At 65.6% G+C, this 17,123-nt stretch carries 19 protein-coding genes; 9 read left to right on the plus strand and 10 right to left on the minus strand.

Annotation, left to right across the window (positions count from 1 at the left end):
* The first annotated feature begins 469 nt into the window (after positions 1-469).
* On the plus strand, positions 470-736 hold the full coding sequence (locus tag ABH933_RS44300; protein ID WP_429428965.1) for a hypothetical protein: 267 nt from the start codon (positions 470-472) through the stop codon (positions 734-736).
* A gap of 132 nt (positions 737-868) precedes the next feature.
* On the opposite strand, the gene ABH933_RS44305 is transcribed toward ABH933_RS44300, so the two are convergent.
* Complete coding sequence (locus ABH933_RS44305) at positions 869-1,282, minus strand: VOC family protein (protein WP_429428967.1); 414 nt, start codon at positions 1,280-1,282, stop codon at positions 869-871.
* Between the two features lie 162 nt (positions 1,283-1,444).
* Positions 1,445-1,576 carry a hypothetical protein gene (locus ABH933_RS44310; protein WP_429455317.1) on the minus strand — a complete coding sequence of 44 codons (132 nt, stop codon included), beginning with the start codon at positions 1,574-1,576 and terminating at the stop codon, positions 1,445-1,447.
* A 44-nt stretch (positions 1,577-1,620) separates the two neighbouring features.
* Here ABH933_RS44310 and ABH933_RS44315 point away from each other — a divergent pair, with 44 nt between their 5' ends.
* From ABH933_RS44315 to ABH933_RS44335, 5 genes are all read left to right on the plus strand, one after another.
* Entirely contained in the window at positions 1,621-2,283 is a 663-nt protein-coding gene (locus ABH933_RS44315; RefSeq protein ID WP_429428971.1) for a helix-turn-helix transcriptional regulator, read from the plus strand.
* Between the two features lie 218 nt (positions 2,284-2,501).
* Positions 2,502-3,464 (plus strand): recombinase family protein, encoded by a 963-nt coding sequence (locus tag ABH933_RS44320; RefSeq protein WP_429428973.1) that lies wholly within the window; start codon positions 2,502-2,504, stop codon positions 3,462-3,464.
* Positions 3,465-4,325: 861 nt separating this feature from the next.
* On the plus strand, positions 4,326-4,682 hold the full coding sequence (locus tag ABH933_RS44325; RefSeq protein ID WP_429428975.1) for a hypothetical protein: 357 nt from the start codon (positions 4,326-4,328) through the stop codon (positions 4,680-4,682).
* Positions 4,683-4,946: 264 nt separating this feature from the next.
* Positions 4,947-5,486 (plus strand): hypothetical protein, encoded by a 540-nt coding sequence (locus ABH933_RS44330; RefSeq protein ID WP_429428977.1) that lies wholly within the window; start codon positions 4,947-4,949, stop codon positions 5,484-5,486.
* Between the two features lie 145 nt (positions 5,487-5,631).
* Positions 5,632-6,987, plus strand: a complete 1,356-nt coding sequence (locus ABH933_RS44335) for a hypothetical protein (protein WP_429428979.1) — start codon at positions 5,632-5,634, stop codon at positions 6,985-6,987.
* A gap of 225 nt (positions 6,988-7,212) precedes the next feature.
* On the opposite strand, the gene ABH933_RS44340 is transcribed toward ABH933_RS44335, so the two are convergent.
* From ABH933_RS44340 to ABH933_RS44365, 6 genes are all read right to left on the minus strand, one after another.
* Positions 7,213-7,797 carry a recombinase family protein gene (locus tag ABH933_RS44340; RefSeq protein WP_429428981.1) on the minus strand — a complete coding sequence of 195 codons (585 nt, stop codon included), beginning with the start codon at positions 7,795-7,797 and terminating at the stop codon, positions 7,213-7,215.
* A 795-nt stretch (positions 7,798-8,592) separates the two neighbouring features.
* Positions 8,593-10,083 (minus strand): UbiD family decarboxylase, encoded by a 1,491-nt coding sequence (locus ABH933_RS44345; RefSeq protein WP_429428983.1) that lies wholly within the window; start codon positions 10,081-10,083, stop codon positions 8,593-8,595.
* A 22-nt stretch (positions 10,084-10,105) separates the two neighbouring features.
* Positions 10,106-10,669 carry a UbiX family flavin prenyltransferase gene (locus ABH933_RS44350; protein WP_429455319.1) on the minus strand — a complete coding sequence of 188 codons (564 nt, stop codon included), beginning with the start codon at positions 10,667-10,669 and terminating at the stop codon, positions 10,106-10,108.
* Positions 10,662-11,060 carry a VOC family protein gene (locus ABH933_RS44355; RefSeq protein ID WP_429428985.1) on the minus strand — a complete coding sequence of 133 codons (399 nt, stop codon included), beginning with the start codon at positions 11,058-11,060 and terminating at the stop codon, positions 10,662-10,664. Before ABH933_RS44355 ends, ABH933_RS44350 begins: the two co-directional genes overlap by 8 nt.
* Before the next feature lie 125 nt (positions 11,061-11,185).
* Positions 11,186-12,208 (minus strand): AraC family transcriptional regulator ligand-binding domain-containing protein, encoded by a 1,023-nt coding sequence (locus ABH933_RS44360; protein WP_429428987.1) that lies wholly within the window; start codon positions 12,206-12,208, stop codon positions 11,186-11,188.
* A gap of 319 nt (positions 12,209-12,527) precedes the next feature.
* Positions 12,528-13,490 (minus strand): LysR family transcriptional regulator, encoded by a 963-nt coding sequence (locus tag ABH933_RS44365; RefSeq protein WP_429428989.1) that lies wholly within the window; start codon positions 13,488-13,490, stop codon positions 12,528-12,530.
* 119 nt (positions 13,491-13,609) lie between these two features.
* On the opposite strand from ABH933_RS44365, the gene ABH933_RS44370 reads away from it, so the two are divergent.
* On the plus strand, positions 13,610-14,155 hold the full coding sequence (locus ABH933_RS44370) for a dihydrofolate reductase family protein (protein ID WP_429428991.1): 546 nt from the start codon (positions 13,610-13,612) through the stop codon (positions 14,153-14,155).
* A gap of 88 nt (positions 14,156-14,243) precedes the next feature.
* Positions 14,244-15,059, plus strand: a complete 816-nt coding sequence (locus tag ABH933_RS44375) for an alpha/beta fold hydrolase (protein WP_429428993.1) — start codon at positions 14,244-14,246, stop codon at positions 15,057-15,059.
* A 211-nt stretch (positions 15,060-15,270) separates the two neighbouring features.
* On the opposite strand, the gene ABH933_RS44380 is transcribed toward ABH933_RS44375, so the two are convergent.
* Positions 15,271-16,221 carry an HAAS signaling domain-containing protein gene (locus ABH933_RS44380; RefSeq protein WP_429428995.1) on the minus strand — a complete coding sequence of 317 codons (951 nt, stop codon included), beginning with the start codon at positions 16,219-16,221 and terminating at the stop codon, positions 15,271-15,273.
* On the minus strand, positions 16,218-16,556 hold the full coding sequence (locus ABH933_RS44385; protein WP_429428997.1) for a PadR family transcriptional regulator: 339 nt from the start codon (positions 16,554-16,556) through the stop codon (positions 16,218-16,220). The genes ABH933_RS44380 and ABH933_RS44385 overlap by 4 nt, the downstream gene beginning before the upstream one ends.
* 96 nt (positions 16,557-16,652) lie before the next feature.
* Here ABH933_RS44385 and ABH933_RS44390 point away from each other — a divergent pair, with 96 nt between their 5' ends.
* Complete coding sequence (locus ABH933_RS44390) at positions 16,653-16,805, plus strand: hypothetical protein (protein WP_429428999.1); 153 nt, start codon at positions 16,653-16,655, stop codon at positions 16,803-16,805.
* Positions 16,806-17,123: the final 318 nt, after the last annotated feature.

Raw genomic sequence — 17,123 nt, forward strand, 5'->3', positions numbered from 1 at the left:
GTCGCGGTCCTCACCCAGGAACTTCGCGGGCTCGGTTACCGGGGCAGCGAGCGCACCGTCTACCGCTACTTGCAGCCCTTCCGCGCGGGTCGGAGCTCCAACCCGGTTGCCGAGCTCGCGTACCGACGACCACCGTGTTCTTCTCGGTCCTCGACGGGAATCCAACTGTAGCCATCGCCATGCCGCCAGGCTGCAAAGTTGGCGGATGGACACGGTGGAGCCGGACCGATCCTTTCCCGACGCCGACCGCACCGCCCTGCTCGGTGCGGTCGGGATCGAGCCCTGCGGACTTGGCCCGCAGGGCTGCCAATGCCGCTGTAGTCCCGAATAATTCGGCGACGCAGCGCCCTGAGGGCATCACCGGCCACACCCTCGCCGCAAAGTCCGGATCATCGGCCGCGATCTTGCTCGTCGTACGCGCGGCGCTGGCGGGGCGGGCGCGATTCTCAGCGATTACGACCCGACACAGGTGACCCCGCACGACAGCTCGATCGGTGGACCACTGCTGTGGCCCACGAGCGAGCGGTGGCCGCATTGCGACGCGGTCGAGCGCACCGTCCCGTTCGGCATGCTCACCCAGACGCTGGTGATCCTCTGGTACCCCAGCTACTACGACATGCTCGCCAAGCTGCGGCGCACGTTGATCGCGGCCCAATATTGTGCCGACCTGCCCGGCGACCCCACCCCGGAACAAATCCACACTATCCGCCTGGCCTGGGCAAACACTGTCGCCTGATCGCGAAACACGAGAGGCATACGCTCCGCTTTCGCAATCTTGCTCGAACATTTATTCGATCATGGATCGCAGGCGCCCACTTGACCGAGCGGTAAGCGGCAGAAGAGTGCATGTGGCCGGTGGCACAGGCAATCACTTCGGAGCGACCAGCTCCAGCGCGATGTTGTCCGGATCTCGGAACTCGAGGATGTAGCTGTGGCCGATGTCTTTGATGTCCTCGCGTACGGCTCCGCACGCATCGAGGTGCGCTGCAGCAGATTCCAGTTCAGCGAGCGAACCGACTGAGAACGCGAGGTGGTCGAGACCGACACGGTTTTCGTCGAAACGATCGGTTCCTACGGGGCGTAGCCCGATCCGTCCCTGTTTCATCTGGTAGATCACCCCGCCGTAGAGGAAGGTGAGCCGCCGGCGCGTTTCGTCGTCGGCGTCGGCCGGAACCTCCAGCAGGACGGGCCATCCGAAGACCTGCTCGTAGAACGCCCTCGACCGTTCGATGTCCTGCACGGTGAGTCGGATATGCGCAACGGAGTTCACAGAGATCGACATGCAACCGATGCTGGCACGGCTACGCCTTACCCGCTGGTTCGAGATCGAGATCGGTCGAGGTATGCCACAACACCATCCGCGCCCGGCCCGCAACTCATCTCGCGTCTCATCAGAAAGCGTCACCGAAGTATCATGCCGAAACACACTGTCCGCAAACAACTTTCAATTACACGACACTAGTTCGTCATAGGTGTCGGCGTCCCCGTCACCGCCGGGCAGCAGTAGAAGCAGCGGCCCGCGGCCGCGGGTCTTGTAGTAGATCTGGGCGTCAGCAACCTCGAGCACAGCGTCCATCACACAGCCTCCCCGGACGCCTCGGCGATGTCATCCGGACGACTGTGGGAGGCGCCCGGGAAACTCAGGGTGATGGACTCACCGGCAGGCAGTGCCAGCCACTGCCGGCGCAGCGCGATCAGCTCGGATCGAACCCTGTTGATCAGTTCGGCCGGGCGCCCGGGCTACGTGGGCTGTGCCAGGATCTGCTGGTCACCAACGACGGCGAGCGACTGGACACCGCGGCGCGACTACTCGTGGACCGCCTCGGCACCGACACCATCGTGGCCGCTCTGCTCGACACTCTGCTCCTGTACATCATGCGAGCCTGGTTCGACGAGCATCCCAAGGGCAGCACCAACACCGGATGGGCCGCGGCACTGGCCGACCCGGCGATCAGCGCAGCCCTCCACAGCATCCATCGCGACCCTGCCCGCCCCTGGACAGTCGCGAACGTGGCCGCAGAAGCAGGACTGTCACGCGCGGCCTTCTCCAAACGCTTCACCACCATGATCGGCCAACCACCCCTGACCTACCTGACCTGGTGGCGTATGACGACCGCCGCACGATTGCTGCACGCATCCGATACCCCGCTCGGCCAGATAGCCGCCCAGACCGGCTACACCTCCGAGTTCGCCTTCGCCAACGCCTTCAAGCGGGAGTTCGGAACCGCGCCAGGCCGATACCGCCAAGCAAGGACGCGAAACGAAGGACAGCTCCCCGCCTGACCGCAACGCCAACCAACTGCCCGGACGCGGCAGCTGGTTGCAGTTACCTTCCCCGACAGGCTGACCACAGCGGCGTTCTCAGAAACGGTCCATTCTGAGAGCAAGATCAACGAGTGGAGCAGGAAGACCGGCGGAGCCCGGATTTATTCTCAAAACCCGTCCTCACTCAAACAGGGTGACCAACAGGTTCCCGGAAATGTTTGTGAGAAGATTCCGGGGTGAGTGAGCCCGAAGGCACCGCCCTGTCCGACGCCGACGACGTCGAGCGGCACCCGTGCCCGCGCTGCGCGGTCCAGCCCGGCTCGCCGTGCCGGTCGCGCTCCGGCGCGGTCGCCACGACCTACCACGCCGGCCGGTTCACCAAGGTGCCCCGGCTGGCGAAGGAACTGCGCGTGCCGACCCCAGCCGACCGCGGACCGGGACAACCGTGGCGGCAGGGCACCCCGCCGCCGGCGCCGATCCCCGCCGACACCCCGAGTGCGGACATCCGCATCGGCTACGCCCGCTGCTCCCACCTCACCCAGGAACTCCAGTCCCAACTCGACGCGCTAGCCGCACACGGCATCCCGCGCGACAAGATTTACGCCGAGAAGGTCTCCACCCGCGTGCGGGTCCGCCCCAAGTTCGAGGCCGCCCTCGAGCAGTGCCGCCAGATCAAGGCACACGCCCCGCACTGCCGGGTCATCCTCACCGTGTATGAGATGAAGCGGCTGGGCCGCGACTCCGCCGAGCTGACCGCGCTGGCCGACCATCTCACCGCGCACGGCATCGCCCTGGAAATGCTCGCCGGACCCTTGACCGGGATCTACGACCCGTCCGGCACCGGCCGGGTGCTGTTCGCGTTCTTCGCCGCGATGGCCGAGACCGAACGCGAAAACATCCGCGAAGCCACCCTGGAAGGGCTCAATGCCGCCTCCCGCAAGGGAAACCACGGCGGACGCCCGCCGGTGATCACCGACGACATGCTGCACACCGTGCTGCGCCGACGGGCGAACGGCGAGTCCGTCGAGGACATCCGCCCGGACCTGCTCATCCCCACCGGCAAGCGCAAGGGGAAGAACCCCAGCCCGGCCAGCATCTACCGGGCGCTCGCCGAGCACGAGAAGGCGCAGGCGTACCCCGATGCCATCGAGCAGGCTCACGCCGACTTCGCCGCCATGCACGCCCCCCACATGAACTGACACCGTTTTCCTTACCCGGCATGGGAGAACACGAAATGGCAGGACATCCGACCGCGACGGCCGACACCACCCGCCGCGAGATCCGCGACGAAGACGGGACACTCCTGGGCACCGTGTCCCTGCGGCCACGCGCCAAGCAAGCGGGCCTGCCCCAGCGACGTCAGGGTCGCGCACGACACCAACGACACCAAGGTGGGCGGAGCACCCCGCCCCGCCGACGCGGCCGACCTCCTCCGGCATCACCGCGACAGCTGACCTCTCCGGACCAGCACGTTCAGGGGCCCATTACCCCTTTCGTGCGTATCCCGGCGGCTTCCCGATAAGGTGCGAGTTCAGATCAACACGTACGGTGTTCGTCGTCGCCGAGGTGGCGGTAGATGGTTGGCTGCGTCATTGGTTATGGGCGGCACATGTCCATCGATTCCGACGGCAGTAGGGGCCGGTTTCAAGATCGAGTGTCCGTGAATCCGGACAGCACCCAGCCAGCCGTGGGTAGGTGCCATCCAGCGGGACGGACTGCGATGGTGCGGTGCTGTTGGACCCTGGCAGGCGGGGAGTGGTCGGCTGTGGCATGAAAACTGTCAGTAATCCGCTATCCAGCGGGGTGTCTAGCTCGTGGAAGACGGTTAGTCCCCTCTAGCCGTGAACGGGTCCCGTGCGGGTCCTGTGACGCGGGTGGGCAGCGTTGCCGCCAGTTCCGGGAGACGGTTGTTCTCACCGCCGGGTGAATCTCGTATTCGCCTACGCGATCCCGCCCGAGGTTTAAAATAGACCTCAGCTTGGCAATCTGCTCCGCACCGAGCGCGTTCTTTTCTTCGATGGACAGGCGCAATGCATCCCTTGAGAGAAAGGAATCTCAAAGTGACGACACCGCTGCCCGAAGTCCAAAACATCCAGATTGACCAATTGAACGCCGGAGGAAGTGGCGATACCCAGGAACTCAGAGTTGCGCTAGGTATGCAAACACCTAACGTTCTTGCACAGTTTGCGCTGCATAACTCCAGTGGCCCGGTGAGGGCCGGGGTCCTTAACATGGAATTTAGTAGCGGCGAAGTTGTCCCTGTGCCTACGTGGGGAGGCAATGCCGCGGGAGCTGCGCGTAGCTGGGATCTCAGGCCAAGTGAAGTAGTTACTGCCGTCACTTTCGTTATGACCATGGATGGCGATGGAGCGGCGTCCGGCGTTTGCCGACTCGATATCTTCGGCTCTACTGAATAGTAATAAGGCCCCGTTTCCCCGGTGCCGCGGCTGGGCGGCGGCACCGGGAAGGATCGGGTGAGAATAGTCCGGATTTTCTGCGCCCGCGATCGAGGACAGCGCGATTACCGAAATGTCGTTCGCGTTCCGGGGTGCTCCGTCAGCGGTGGTCGCCGGACTACGACGAGCGACCGCTGGTCGAGTTGTCCCTCGACCGCGACGACGTGTCTGCGGTGAACTACGGGCCAACCCGTTCACCTCGGTCGACACTCCCTGGTGTTCCGGTTGGCCTGGCCAGCGCGGATCGCGCGCCTGGCCGCGCAGGTCCGCGCCGGATCGCTGACCGATGTCGACGCCACCACCATCGCGCACGTGCTCGACCTGGTCGCCGCCGCCGATGTCGCGGTCGACCGGGCTCAGCCGCTACTCGCCGACCTGCTCGGCGTCCCTAACCCTGACAACAACGACGGCGACGAAGACGAGGGCGCCCGCGCGGCGGCCTACGTCGAGGTGCTGCGCCAGGCCGAGGCCGAGCGCGCCCACCACTTCCCGCTGACCCACCCCACAAGCCACCGGACGGCCACCCGGCCGTCCGGTCCCAGTTGTGCGCGCACAGCGCCGGACCTCGCGCCGACCGACCGGAGCCGTCGGCCACCCGAGGCACCACCCGAAAGCAAGCGCAACGCCATCACCACCCACCACGGAAAGGAGTGCCACCATGAGCGCACTCGCGATCGTGCGGGCGCGGCTGGCCGAGCTGCGTACCGAGATCCAGACCCACAGCGACACCCGCGGCGCGATCCTCGACGCCGCCACCCTCGCTAAGCGCGGCTTGACAAGCCACCCCACCCCTTAACTGAGCGGCCTTGCGGTTAGTCTGCCCGACGCAGGGACCGCCTATTTCACGAGAAGTGGATCGCATGAGGATCGTTCTTCATCTTGTATGTGTCCCGGTCGAAGGTGACCGGCGATGACCGACAGCAACAGCCTTGATGCGTTAGTAGTTCGGCTCGCCGACAAGGATCCGGTGGTATCCGCCGAAGCTCGCGCCCGCTTACTCGACAACATGGAAAGCATTGCGCCGCAGTTGATCTCGGCGCTTCGAGAATTGAGCGCACACGAACGGTCTGATCCACGCGCAGCAGCGACGATCGAGGCCCTGATCGACGTACTGGTCACCGGCGGCGATGCGGTGTTGGCACCGCTGTCGGCGGCGGTCCCGGCAGCGTGGGCGGCCGATCGGGGCAACGGCGAGAATACGTGGCGAGTAGTACCTCCCTGGGCCCTGAAGAGCGAGGTCTATGCGCTGCACCGGGTCTTTTGGGAGTTGCGGGCTGATGACGTGAAATACCTGTCGCTGCTCGGGCATCGAGAACCGTTGGTTCGCTGGTGGGGGTTGTGGGCCCTGGCCAGATCAGGCCCTGCCGCGAGTCTTTTTCTGGATGAGGTGTTGACGCTGGTCAACGATCCGGAGGCAGTGGTGTCGGATCGAGCCTTGGCGACGCTGGATGCGATGGGATCGGAAGCGTTTGCGAGGTTGCGGGCACTTGGGCAGAGGCCCGGCCCAGCGCAAAGATCAGCACTCAGCGCAGTCGCGGCACTGGGTGGGTGGCCGCTGCTGGATTCCGCGCAACGGGCGCTGCTGACGCAAGGAGTCGAGGACCAGGTTGCCCATGAGGCACCAGAGTCGATGTGGGCGGGCGGACCGATGTCGATCTGGCGCCGACGTCGTGCCGGGGACCTGCTCGGAGATTGGACCGGACATTGGCTGGCGGTGCCGACCGACGATCAGGTCGCACTGCTCGACGAGTTGGGTCTGGTCGAGGCCATGCCGACGACGATGCAGGTCGGCATGCGGTACTCGCTAGAGACCGGCTGCGTCTTTGCCACCCCGCAGCTGGATGGTTGGACACTCGTGTTCGGCTACGACCTGCCGGGCGGCATCTCGGTGGAATCTGTACGTGAATGGGTCGTCGGCCTGAGCCGCCGGTTCGGCTCCGCTCACTGGCATTTCTTCGATGACACAGCGGCCGGATGGGCGCTGGCCGAAGATGGTGAGCTGGTTCACCTTCGTTTCTCGGAAGAGTGGGCTGAAGACGACGAGGTCGAAGACGATGAGGTCATTGGGCCGCCACATCCGGCCGAGCTGGAAGGCGAGTCCGAATCTCGTGGTTGGGCCACTTTCCGGGTTGCCCAACTGAGTTCGCTGGACCCCTCGAATGTCGGCCCGCACACCCGTGTACACGGCCACGGTGTGGTTGCGGGCACCTCCCCACAATGGCACCAGTCGCTGCCGGACCGGGTGCGGTCCTCCTCCCCAAGCTGAAGCCGAGTTGCCTTGGCTCTGACCGCAGGCGATCGGCGGCGGGACATCCTGATGCACGGGCGCCAGAACCCGACTAGGGAGGCACAATGAACAATTTGGGGTGCCGGCAAGGATCGTGTCACCAGCCGCAAGTCGGTGATAAGGCGACTGTAGGTGCGGAAGGATCGCGTCATGGGGGCCGCCGACTGGGCAGGCTCGCCGAACAACGGATACGCTGATCGCTGGTCAGCCGGTGGGGTTGCCAGGATCAAGGTGGCGGTAGATCGTCTTGCGGGAGACGTTGAAGGTCTCGGCGATCTGGGTGAGCGTGTACTTCCGCTGGCCTCGCCCGTCACGTTCTTCGTACATCTCGCGAGCCTCGCTCACCGGGAGTCCGGTCAAGGCGGGAGGCCGGCCACCGGTACGGCCGCGGGTACGGGCGGATTCCAAGCCTTCGAGGGTGCCTTCGCTGATCAGGTCGGCGGTCATTTCGTCCATGGCGGCGATGACGTGGAACAGGAACCGCCCGGCGGGGGTAGTGGTGTCGATGCCTTGCTCGAGCACGACCAGGTCGATACCGCGTTCGTCGAAGGCTGCAGCGAGTTCGGTCATGTGCCGCACCGACCGGAACGGCCGAGACAGGCGGGTGATGACGAGCTCGTCACCGCGACGTAGGTGCTCGAAGCATTTGTCCCATTCCGGGCGGCGTGCCAACTTGCCCGATGCCTTGTCCACCCAGATCCGTTCGCACCCGGCGGCGGTGAGCCCGTCGATCTGAGAGTCGTCTTTCTGGCCGCGCGTGGAGACCCGCGCGTATCCGAACCGTGTCACGTCGGGAACTGTCCCATAAAGGGCCGACATGCCTGGTTTCGTCCCGCAGATTCCGCACACGGGTTGTGACCCAATCGGCGATCCTGGCGAGCTGCGGATTCGCGAATGCGATGTGCCGGACCATGTTTGGGTCAGAAACGATCGTTTCCGCCCACTCCAGCCGAGGTCTGACACACCAACGTCCAGCACCCGAGATGCATGATCAGACGGAGCGGCGACGCTTCATGTAGGCAGTCGGGGAACATCGGCGAGAAAAGTCACGCTAACGAGTTACTGTTGGTGCCATCCCATATTTGACGTGCTCGTATGCCCCCGATGTTCAGGGATATGCGGGTGTCCGGCGGGTCCGGATGGCGGCGTAGTTGGCCCAGTCGGTCGCGAGGAGCGATGCGCGTTCGGCGGCGAATTTCGGGTTGCAACCGACGAGGTCGGCGAGGACCGGTGCGGGGAGACCGACAGTCTGCGACGACCCTCCCGCGAGATGGGCGGATTCGAGGGGTCTTTCTCGTTGTTTGCAGCCGCGCAAGTACCACCAGCGTCGGGCTGGTCTGCGTCGGAGGCGGGCCCGGGGCTGTTCGGCGGGGTACTTTGCCCGTTGTACATGTCCGGTTACCCTGACTCCGGTACGTCGGAGTCCGGCCGTGTCCGCGCTACTTGTGGATCGCGGATCTGGCACAATTTGCCTGACCGACCCAATCGGAACGCAAACGGCGCTCGTCGATCGCCGAGTGGCACATGACGGAGGCGAATCCACCGGGCAAATCCCCTCATTGGCGTGCCACTCGGCGAATTGGGTTACTGGTAGCCGTACTTCTTCCGCCAGTTGTCCAGCACGGTTTGCTGGACTTCTTTCGGCCAGCCGTTTTCGAAGCTGCCCTTGATGGGGCGTTCGGATTCGTCGAAGAGGTCGGCCAGGAGGCAGTTGTAGATGACCTTGCCAGCTCGGTAGGAGTGCTGCTCTACCTCGGAGAGGTAGATGGAGAGGATGGCGGTCAGTTCTGCGGGGAAGTGGACTTCGCCGTGTTCGGGATGGGCCCGGGTCGCGAACGCCCAGACGATCTCGTCGACATTGGTGATGTCCACGTCGTCTTCGACTAGGAGAACCTTCGGGACGCCGAAGCCGGCCTTGCCGGCGAAGACGATATCGCCGACCTGCTTGGCGAGATCGGCGGACGCAATCTGCAGCTTCGTGTGCCAGTCGGATTCGGCAGCGATGATCAGCCAGTGCATGGCCGACTGGAAGGTGAACCAGGCCGAGGAGATCGGGAGGCCGGCTTCGCGGAGCTGGTAGAGGATTTCCGCGGCGTGCATGGTGCCGGTGGCGGTGTGGTCCTCCTCCACCGGCGGGCCGGCGGCCACGACGGGCAGGATCGCGCCGTCGCGGTGGGTGATGGCGGAGACGTGGAAGACCGGCTTAAGGGAGGACTCCCGGGCGTTGTAGCCGGGGTACTCGTTCATCGGGCCTTCCAGCACCGTCTCGTCGAAGGCGATGTGGCCCTCGATGATGATCTCAGCGGTGGCAGGCACCATCAGGTCCACGGTCTCGGCGGGCACGACCTCGATGCCCTCACCGAACAGGGCTCCCAGGAAATGAGATTCGTCCGCGCCCTCGGGCAGCGGCATGGCTCCGACGAAGGGCAGGCCGGGTTCGACACCGAGCGCGAGCACGATGGGCATCGGCTTGCCCTGCGCGGTCCACTGCGCGCGAATGATGCCCAGGTGCTGCGGGTCGGGGATGAGGCAGGCCAGGGTGTTGCGGCTCGCGATCATCATGCGGTTGACCGACCAGTTGGTCCACGAGCCGTCCGGCGTCTTGGCGATGTTCATGCCGTAGGTCTGGATGTAGCGGCCGCCGTCATTGCCGTGGATCAGCGGCGTCGGGAAGGCCAACAGGTCGATATCGTCGCCGCGCATGATGTTCTGCTTGCACGGCGCGGTGTCGGCGGGCACCTGCTGCGGCGGGATGCCGGGCTTGCCGCGAGCCGCGACGATCGCCTCGACGATCTCCTGCCCGGCCGCGTCCGCGGCCAGGCCGAGTGCCAGGGCGATGCGCGCCAGTGGATGGCTCGGGGCGGACAGCCCGCCGGGTGCACCGAGCACCTGGAATCCGCTGTCCTGGTAGCCGGTGATGTTGGTGAACAGCGGCGCGGGGGCCTTCAAGTCATAGGAGCGGCGAATGATCGCGCCGATCTCCAGCTCCCAGTTGACCTCGGCGTCGATGCGCCGAACTTCACCGATCTCGTTCAGCGCGTCGATGAACTCGCGCAGGCTCTTCAGATGGGCCACAACCACTTTCCTTCGTGTCGGGTTACTCGCCCCAGCGGGGCAGGTCGGGCACGTCGATGCCGAGGAGATCCAAGGCCCGCCCGGCCGTGTGGTCGACGATGTCGGCAACCGATTCCGGATTCAGGTAGAAGGCTGGCACCGGGGGCATGACGATCCCGCCCATTTCGGTGACCGCGGCCATGGCACGCAGATGCCCGAGCGTCAATGGGGTTTCGCGCACCATCAGCACCAGCCTCCGCCGCTCTTTCAGAGTCACGTCCGCCGCCCTGGTCAGCAGGTTGTCACCGTTGCCGTAGGCGATCGAGGACAGCGTGCGAATAGAGCACGGCGCGACCAGCATGCCCGCGGTGCGGAACGAGCCCGATGCGATCGCCGCGCCGATGTCGGTGGGCCGGTATACCACATCCGCCATGGCCGCGAGATCGCGTGCATCGAGGTCGGTTTCGTATGCGCGCGTCTGCTGGCCTGCAGGCGTCACTACCAGATGGGTCTGCACGCCCGCCTTGCGTGCGAGTTCCAGTGCGCGGACGCCGTACGCGATTCCGGTGGCCCCGCTGATGCCGACCACCAATCGGGGCTCAGACATGGCCTGCCGCGAGGTTAACGGCTGCGACCTTGGCCGGGTTCAGTTCGACGAACTCGAACAGGCTGCCGTCCGGATTGCGGACATACATATTGCGGCCGGTCGGGATATCGGCGGGCTCTTGCTGCACCTCCGCCGCGGCGGGCAGTGCGGCGCGCCATTCGTCGATCGAGTCCACCATGGCGACCAGATCCTGGCGGACAGCGGCGGCCAGGTGTTCCTGCGAGCCGCCGATCACCACCAGGGTGCCCACCGTGGCGATTTCCAGGCCGCCCGCGTCGTAACGGAATCGCAGCGGGCACGGGGCACCGAACACACTCTCGTAGTAGCCGACGGTTGATTCGAATTCGTCGTCGCCAACGCGAACGGGGGTGTAGCTGTGCAGAATTGCCATGGCGGCGGGAACCTTTCGGATCGGCTGTCGCGAACGCGTTTCAGCTTCACCGGATGTAGGACGATTCAGTGAGGACTTGACGCGCCAACACCGAGGCAAAAACACGACACGAACGGTCGTGCTCGTCAACCGGCCCAGCGCTTCACCGCGCGTCGGGCGGAGCGCAGATCGTCGTAGCACAGCAACTCGGCCTGCTCGGCCCGAGTGAGGCGCCCGGCCGCCGTGGCCAGTTCGTAGCGCTTGTGCCGGGCGCGGTCGAGCTCGGCGCGCCACGTTGTGCCGTCCTCGGCCAGACGCCGCTGCAACGTACGCGAGCTCATGGCGAGGCGGCGCGCCACGTGATCGAGAGTGGCCGAATCCGCGTCGAGAGCACTTGCCAGCGCCAGCGCGAGACGGTCGGACCACGTAGTCGCGCGGGGCGGCGGAGCAGGCAGCGTGGCCGCGTACTGCTGCAAAATCGCGGCAAGTCTCGGGTCTGCCGTGTCCAGTGGCAAGTCCAAGTCCGCAGTGTGGAAGGTGACGGCATCGGCGGGTGCGCCGAAATCGATGGTGCTGGTGCCGAATACCTCGACCATTCCCGCATGGCTTCTCGGCGCGGGCTGGCGGAAAGCAACGCGGATCGGGTTCACCTGGGCCTTGGTGACCAGCCGAGTTCGGGTAAAGATCGCTGCGAGCGCCCACTGCATGGCGAGATCTTTGCCGCGGCCGCCGCCGTTGATCATCGTGACGTCGAAACTGATCTCCTGCTCTGTTTCAGGCCCTGGCTCGAACCGGAAGTTCGTGCTGATCGCGCCGACGTACGGGCCGCATATGGCAAGCCCGGCGCCCAGGGTGGGCGCGGTGGTAAACAGGTAGTCGTACAGTCCGACTTCTCCCACGACGTAGCGCTCTGCAACGCGGACCGCGGCATCCGCATCACCGAGGCTGTGCTCCACCACTTCCCACATGCGAAGGTAGTGCCCGCTGGGGACCCGGACGTCATCACCGGTCATTGCCCAGTCAGGAAAATCACAGTCGCGGGCGAGCCGCTGTGCCTCCGCTCCTGCCTCGACAGCCCGACGCATCACCGACTGCGGCAGCAACACACTGTCGGTCGTCTCCACCAGCCCCTGAACATCATTGGTTACGCCGCCCAATTCCGCCGCCACCCATCAACTCCTCGTCAACCACGATCCTCGAAACCAACCATCCAGTCCGCGTGATGATTCCGCCCACCACATACCCGCAATGGTCATCGATGATCACCACTACCGGGTTGTCCGGTCCCGGTCGATTGATACCGGGCCTCGACGAATGGTCGAATCCTGGGGAGGGCGAACGGCTCAGGGTTCTTGAACTTCAGCGAGACGCGACGGGCCGAGAACATCGGTAATGACCTGGCGAGCCGACTACTCTCGTGAAGGTCGCGCCTAGGGAGTCGAGGATGGTCGAACCGCTACTGCCGTGAAACTGGCCGGGACCCACCGACTACGGGTTTGGGCCACGCGTCACGGCTGCTGCTGACCGGGTCGGGAAACCGGCCTTCGGTTCGACACCGGCGGATACGCGAGGGCGCGCCGCTTCAGCCGCACAATCGACGAAAGCGCGGATCAGGGCGGTTTCGTTGGCCGGCAGCCAGATCGGTGCCCACTGGACCGGTGGTGCGTCCGGCATCGGGATATAAGTGACCCCGAGCTCGGGGTAGAAACGCGCCGAATGTTCACCGACGGGGAACACGCCGTTGCCGATCGCGACCTGGGCCAGGATCTCGGTGAACGTGTCGACCTTCGGGCCCTGCAACACCGGCCGTCCGGCAGGCGTCAGGGCCGGGACCCGGCCCAAGCGCGTCTCCTCGGGCATGCCGTCGGGAGGCTGAACGACCGGGTGGTCACCCAGCACCTCCCGGCTCACCTCCGCGAGCCCGGCGAGGGGATGGTCCTGCGACACGGCCAGGAGTTGCGGCTCCGACAGCAGCACAGGGCCCACCCGCACGCCTGATACCGGCAGCACGGAGATCAGGACATCGACCGCGCCGCTGCGCACCCGATCCATGGCGTCGTGTACCTGTGCCTCCTGAATGTGTACCTCGCAGTCGGGGTATCGCGCGCCCAACAGCGCGATCGCCTTCAGCAAGGTATGGCCGGCACCGGCGCCGAGGAAACCCACCCGAAGTGTTCCGGCGACACCACGCCCGGCCTCGATGGCCCGCTGCACCGCGGCCTCGATGCCCGCGACATGCGGAGCCAGTTGCCCGACAAGTTGCGCGCCGATCGGCGTCAGCGCGACCGCGCGGCTGCTGCGGACGAACAGGTCCGCCCCGATGCGCCGTTCCAGCCGTTTCACAATGCGGCTGACCTGACCGGTGGTGAGCCGCAGGCGATCGGCGGTGCGGCCGAAGTGCAACTGTTCGGCCAGGGTGAGCAGCACCTCGGCCTCTGATCGTTCCAGCACACTCCACCTCGATCGTTGTCTCCGGCGCAACGACGATAGCCGGAAGTGTGCTTGTTCGGTGATCCGAGCTCACCGAAAGTGGGTGTCGTCACCGCCAATTCGAGCAAAGGACTTTCGACGTGACGCAGCGCAGGATCGTGGCCGGACTCTTCATCTCCGCGGATGGCGTTGTCGGCGCCCCCGAGCAGTGGACCTTCCCGAACATGAACGACGAGACCATCGAGGCCGTCGGCGGCATGCTCGCCGAGGCCGACACCCTACTGCTGGGCCGCAGGACCTACGAGGAATTCGCCGGTCACTGGCAGACCCAGTCCGGGCCGATGGCCGAGACCTTCAACGGCATCCGCAAACTCGTCGCCTCCACCACCCTCGCGGCCGCGGAGTGGGCCAACAGCGAAGTGATCGACGACGATCTGGCGGAACGCCTGACCGAGCTCAAGTCGCTCCCGGGCCGCAACATCAATGTCTCCGGCAGCATCTCGATCGTCCGGACCCTCCTGGCAGCCGGCCTGATCGACGATCTGGACCTGATGGTGTTCCCCGTCGTGCTGGGCACCGGCACCCGCCTGTTCCCCGAACAGGGCAAGCGGGTGGACATGACCCTCCAGCACTCCACGACCTTCGACACCGGCGTAGTGCGCCTCCACTACCGCGTCAATGCGTGAATCTGCCGGCTTACTCCGCAGACCGATGAATTCCGCCGGAGATTCCCGTCTCCAGTGGCAGAACCTCTACCGCAAGGAAACACCAACCATGACTACCACGATCACCGACACCATCGCGTTCGTCACTTCCTCCGACGGCACCCGGATCGCTTACGAGCGCAGCGGCTCCGGGCCCGCGGTTGTCGTGGTGGACGGCGCCCTCTGCCACCGCGAGATGGGCCCCGCCCGGTCCATCGCGGCCGCCCTGGCCGACCGGTACACCGTGTTCGCCTACGACCGGCGGGGCCGGGGTGAGAGCGGGGACTCCGCGGTCGTCGACACCGGCCGCGAGGTCGAGGACCTGCAGGCCGTGATCGCAGCGGCCGGGGAGCCGGTGCATGTGGTGGCCTTGTCCTCGGGCTGCCCGCTGGCCCTTTCGGCAATCCAGCGTGGGTCCGACATCGTCGATGCCGCCCTCTACGAATTCCCGCTCATCGTCGACGACAGCCGCGATCCAGCGCCGGCCGACTACCTCGACCAGCAGCGTGCCTCGGTAGCGGCCGGCAATCCCGGTGCGGCCGTGCGGCGTTTCATGCGCCTGGTCGGTATGCCTGCCCCGCTGGTGCTGCTCTTCCCGCTCCTGCCGGTCTGGTCGAAGCTGAAGCGCGCCGGCCACACCCTGGTCAACGATGCTCTGACGATGGGCGACGCGCTCGACGGGCAGCCGATCCCGGTGGGCCGCTATGCCGATGTGACGGTGCCGGTCACCGTGCTGGTCGGCGGTAAGAGCCCAGCCTGGATGCGTAACGGCAATTCGGCACTGGCCGCTGCGATTCCGGGTGCCTTCCACCGAGTCCTCCCGGGCCAGGACCATATGATCAAGGGCTCAGCCCTGGCACCTGCCCTCACCGAGATCTTCGGCTGACCCGATCCCTGGTGGTGACACCGCGAACAGCGCTCGCGGTGTCACCGGCAGGTTCGGCCGGTTCCGCACGGAAACTTCAGTCCCACCCGTGCTCGCCGCACCGAGAAGCGACCGGCCAGGCGGTGCTGCGCCGGTTCGGTTGAGATGCATCGAATACGACGGCTGACACCCAAGAGCGTGCGAACGCTCTTGGGTGTCGGGGTGGGTTGGGTCAGGCCGAGATGCGTGCCGCGCTCGCGTCGAGGAACCGTTTGATGACCTCGTACGCGGTCACCAGGACCACGCCGATCGCGACCGCGTTGTACAGCAGGTCGACATTGGAGCCGCTCTTGATCGCGGTCAGGAACTCGCCGCTGAAGAACCGGTGCTGCGACAGGATCCACAGCGTCGGCACCGCGAACAGCAGCTGCGCGGCGGCGTGCCAGCAGGCCAGCGGCATCGTCCAGCGCCCCTTGGCGATACGGGCGATCTCGGTCAGGATGATCGCGGCCAGACCCGCCACGATGGGCCACAGCCAGAAGGTCCACAGCGATTGGTCCAGGACGTGGACGCGGTTGCCGAAGTCGGGCACCCAGCTGAAGTTCCACAGCAGCGCCACGATCAGGAAGGCGTTGTAGACGATCGTGGGAATGGCGTCGCCGAAGCCGTTGCGCTTCTCGAGGTTGCGGTCGGGCAGGTTGTCGACGGTCCAGGTCTTGGCGTCGGCCAGCATCCGGTCCCGATCGCGGGAGCGGTCGATCAGTGCGAAGATCACCGTCGGCCAGGCGATCATCTGGCCGCCGACGGTCAGTATCGAGCCGATTCCGGCCCCGATGGCCTTGCCGATGTCTTCGGTCTCGATCGCCTTGGTGACCATCACGACCGCGACCACGATCGGCAGCACGATGGTCAGCAGCATCGTGATCAGCCGGATATAGACGGGGTAGAGATCGGGGCCGATCAGGGACAGCGGCCGGTCGGCGTATCGGGCCGCGAGCCGGATCGGATCGCCCATCTCGTTGATCACCTCGCGTTCGACGGCGTCGGGGTCGGCGCCCTCGCGGGCCTCGACGGTGTCGGCGATGGTGGCGCGCAGTTCGTCGGCGACGTCGGTGCGCTGGTCGGCCGGGATGCGGCGGACCACCTCGTAGACGTAGCGTTCGGTCAAAGACGGGGTACTCATGGCGTTTCCTTGGTCAGTTCGGACATCGAGGTGACGAGGGCCTGCCATTCGCGCACCAGTCCGGCGCACACCGTCAGTCCCTCGGGGCTGGTCTTGTAGAACTTGCGGGGGCGGGATTCGTCGGTGTTCCACTCACTGGCCAACAGGCCCTGCTTCTCCAGGCGCCGCAGCAGTGGGTACAGCGTGTTGCCGTCCACCGAGACCCCGGCGTCGTTGAGGGTTTCCAGCAGCGCGTAGCCGTACTGCGGTTGCTTGAGCAGGGTCAGGCAGGCGAGTACCACCGTGCCGCGGCGCAGTTCTTGTGCCTGGCTCAGTACCAGTTCGTCCGGCTCCATACACAACACTATACTGTGCATCACACACCATCGTCGATCTGACACTATCGTGCCCCACACAGACGAGAAGAAGTTCCGGACAGGGAGGCCAGGGGGGTGCTGGACACGGCCGAGCTGACCCCCACCGCCCGGGCCTCACTGGCCGACGGCGAGGTGCGCTACACCAACGGCCTGTTCACCAAGGAGGTCGTGGGCGGCTACACCGTCATCCAGGTCAGGGACAAGGCCGAGGCGATGGAGTGGCGCTGAGGGTGTATGACCCGGCGGTGCAAACGTTCACAGCCGCGTGGGCGGATGTGGGACCGGAAGAACGAGCGCGATCGGTGCTGCAATGGCAGTGGCGGGTCACGGCGTGGACTCTCAACTTCGTTGCGCTCCACGACGGTGAGGTGATCGGTAGCAGTCACTCGGCGCGAAGGACTTCGGGGTCTGTGTCGAAGTGAACACCGGGTCCTGGCTCGGCCTACGCCCCGCAGGTCCTGTCATTGAATTCGATTGTCGCGGTACAAGTTTCATCGAGAGTTGCAGGTACCGGTGCTCGGCAGGACACGTAAGACATGGGCAACC

The sequence above is a fragment of the Nocardia sp. GP40 genome (genome assembly GCF_050434125.1).
In the GTDB taxonomy this organism is placed as follows: Bacteria; Actinomycetota; Actinomycetes; order Mycobacteriales; family Mycobacteriaceae; genus Nocardia; species Nocardia albiluteola.

Coding starts and splice junctions, on each gene's coding strand:
- ABH933_RS44350 (WP_429455319.1), bottom strand. CDS start 10,669: ATGTCTGAGCCCCGATTGGTGGTCGGCATCAGCGGGGCCACCGGAATC.
- ABH933_RS44335 (WP_429428979.1), top strand. CDS start 5,632: ATGACCGACAGCAACAGCCTTGATGCGTTAGTAGTTCGGCTCGCCGAC.
- ABH933_RS44305 (WP_429428967.1), bottom strand. CDS start 1,282: ATGTCGATCTCTGTGAACTCCGTTGCGCATATCCGACTCACCGTGCAG.
- ABH933_RS44375 (WP_429428993.1), top strand. CDS start 14,244: ATGACTACCACGATCACCGACACCATCGCGTTCGTCACTTCCTCCGAC.
- ABH933_RS44380 (WP_429428995.1), bottom strand. CDS start 16,221: ATGAGTACCCCGTCTTTGACCGAACGCTACGTCTACGAGGTGGTCCGC.
- ABH933_RS44355 (WP_429428985.1), bottom strand. CDS start 11,060: ATGGCAATTCTGCACAGCTACACCCCCGTTCGCGTTGGCGACGACGAA.
- ABH933_RS44385 (WP_429428997.1), bottom strand. CDS start 16,556: ATGGAGCCGGACGAACTGGTACTGAGCCAGGCACAAGAACTGCGCCGC.
- ABH933_RS44310 (WP_429455317.1), bottom strand. CDS start 1,576: ATGGACGCTGTGCTCGAGGTTGCTGACGCCCAGATCTACTACAAGACC.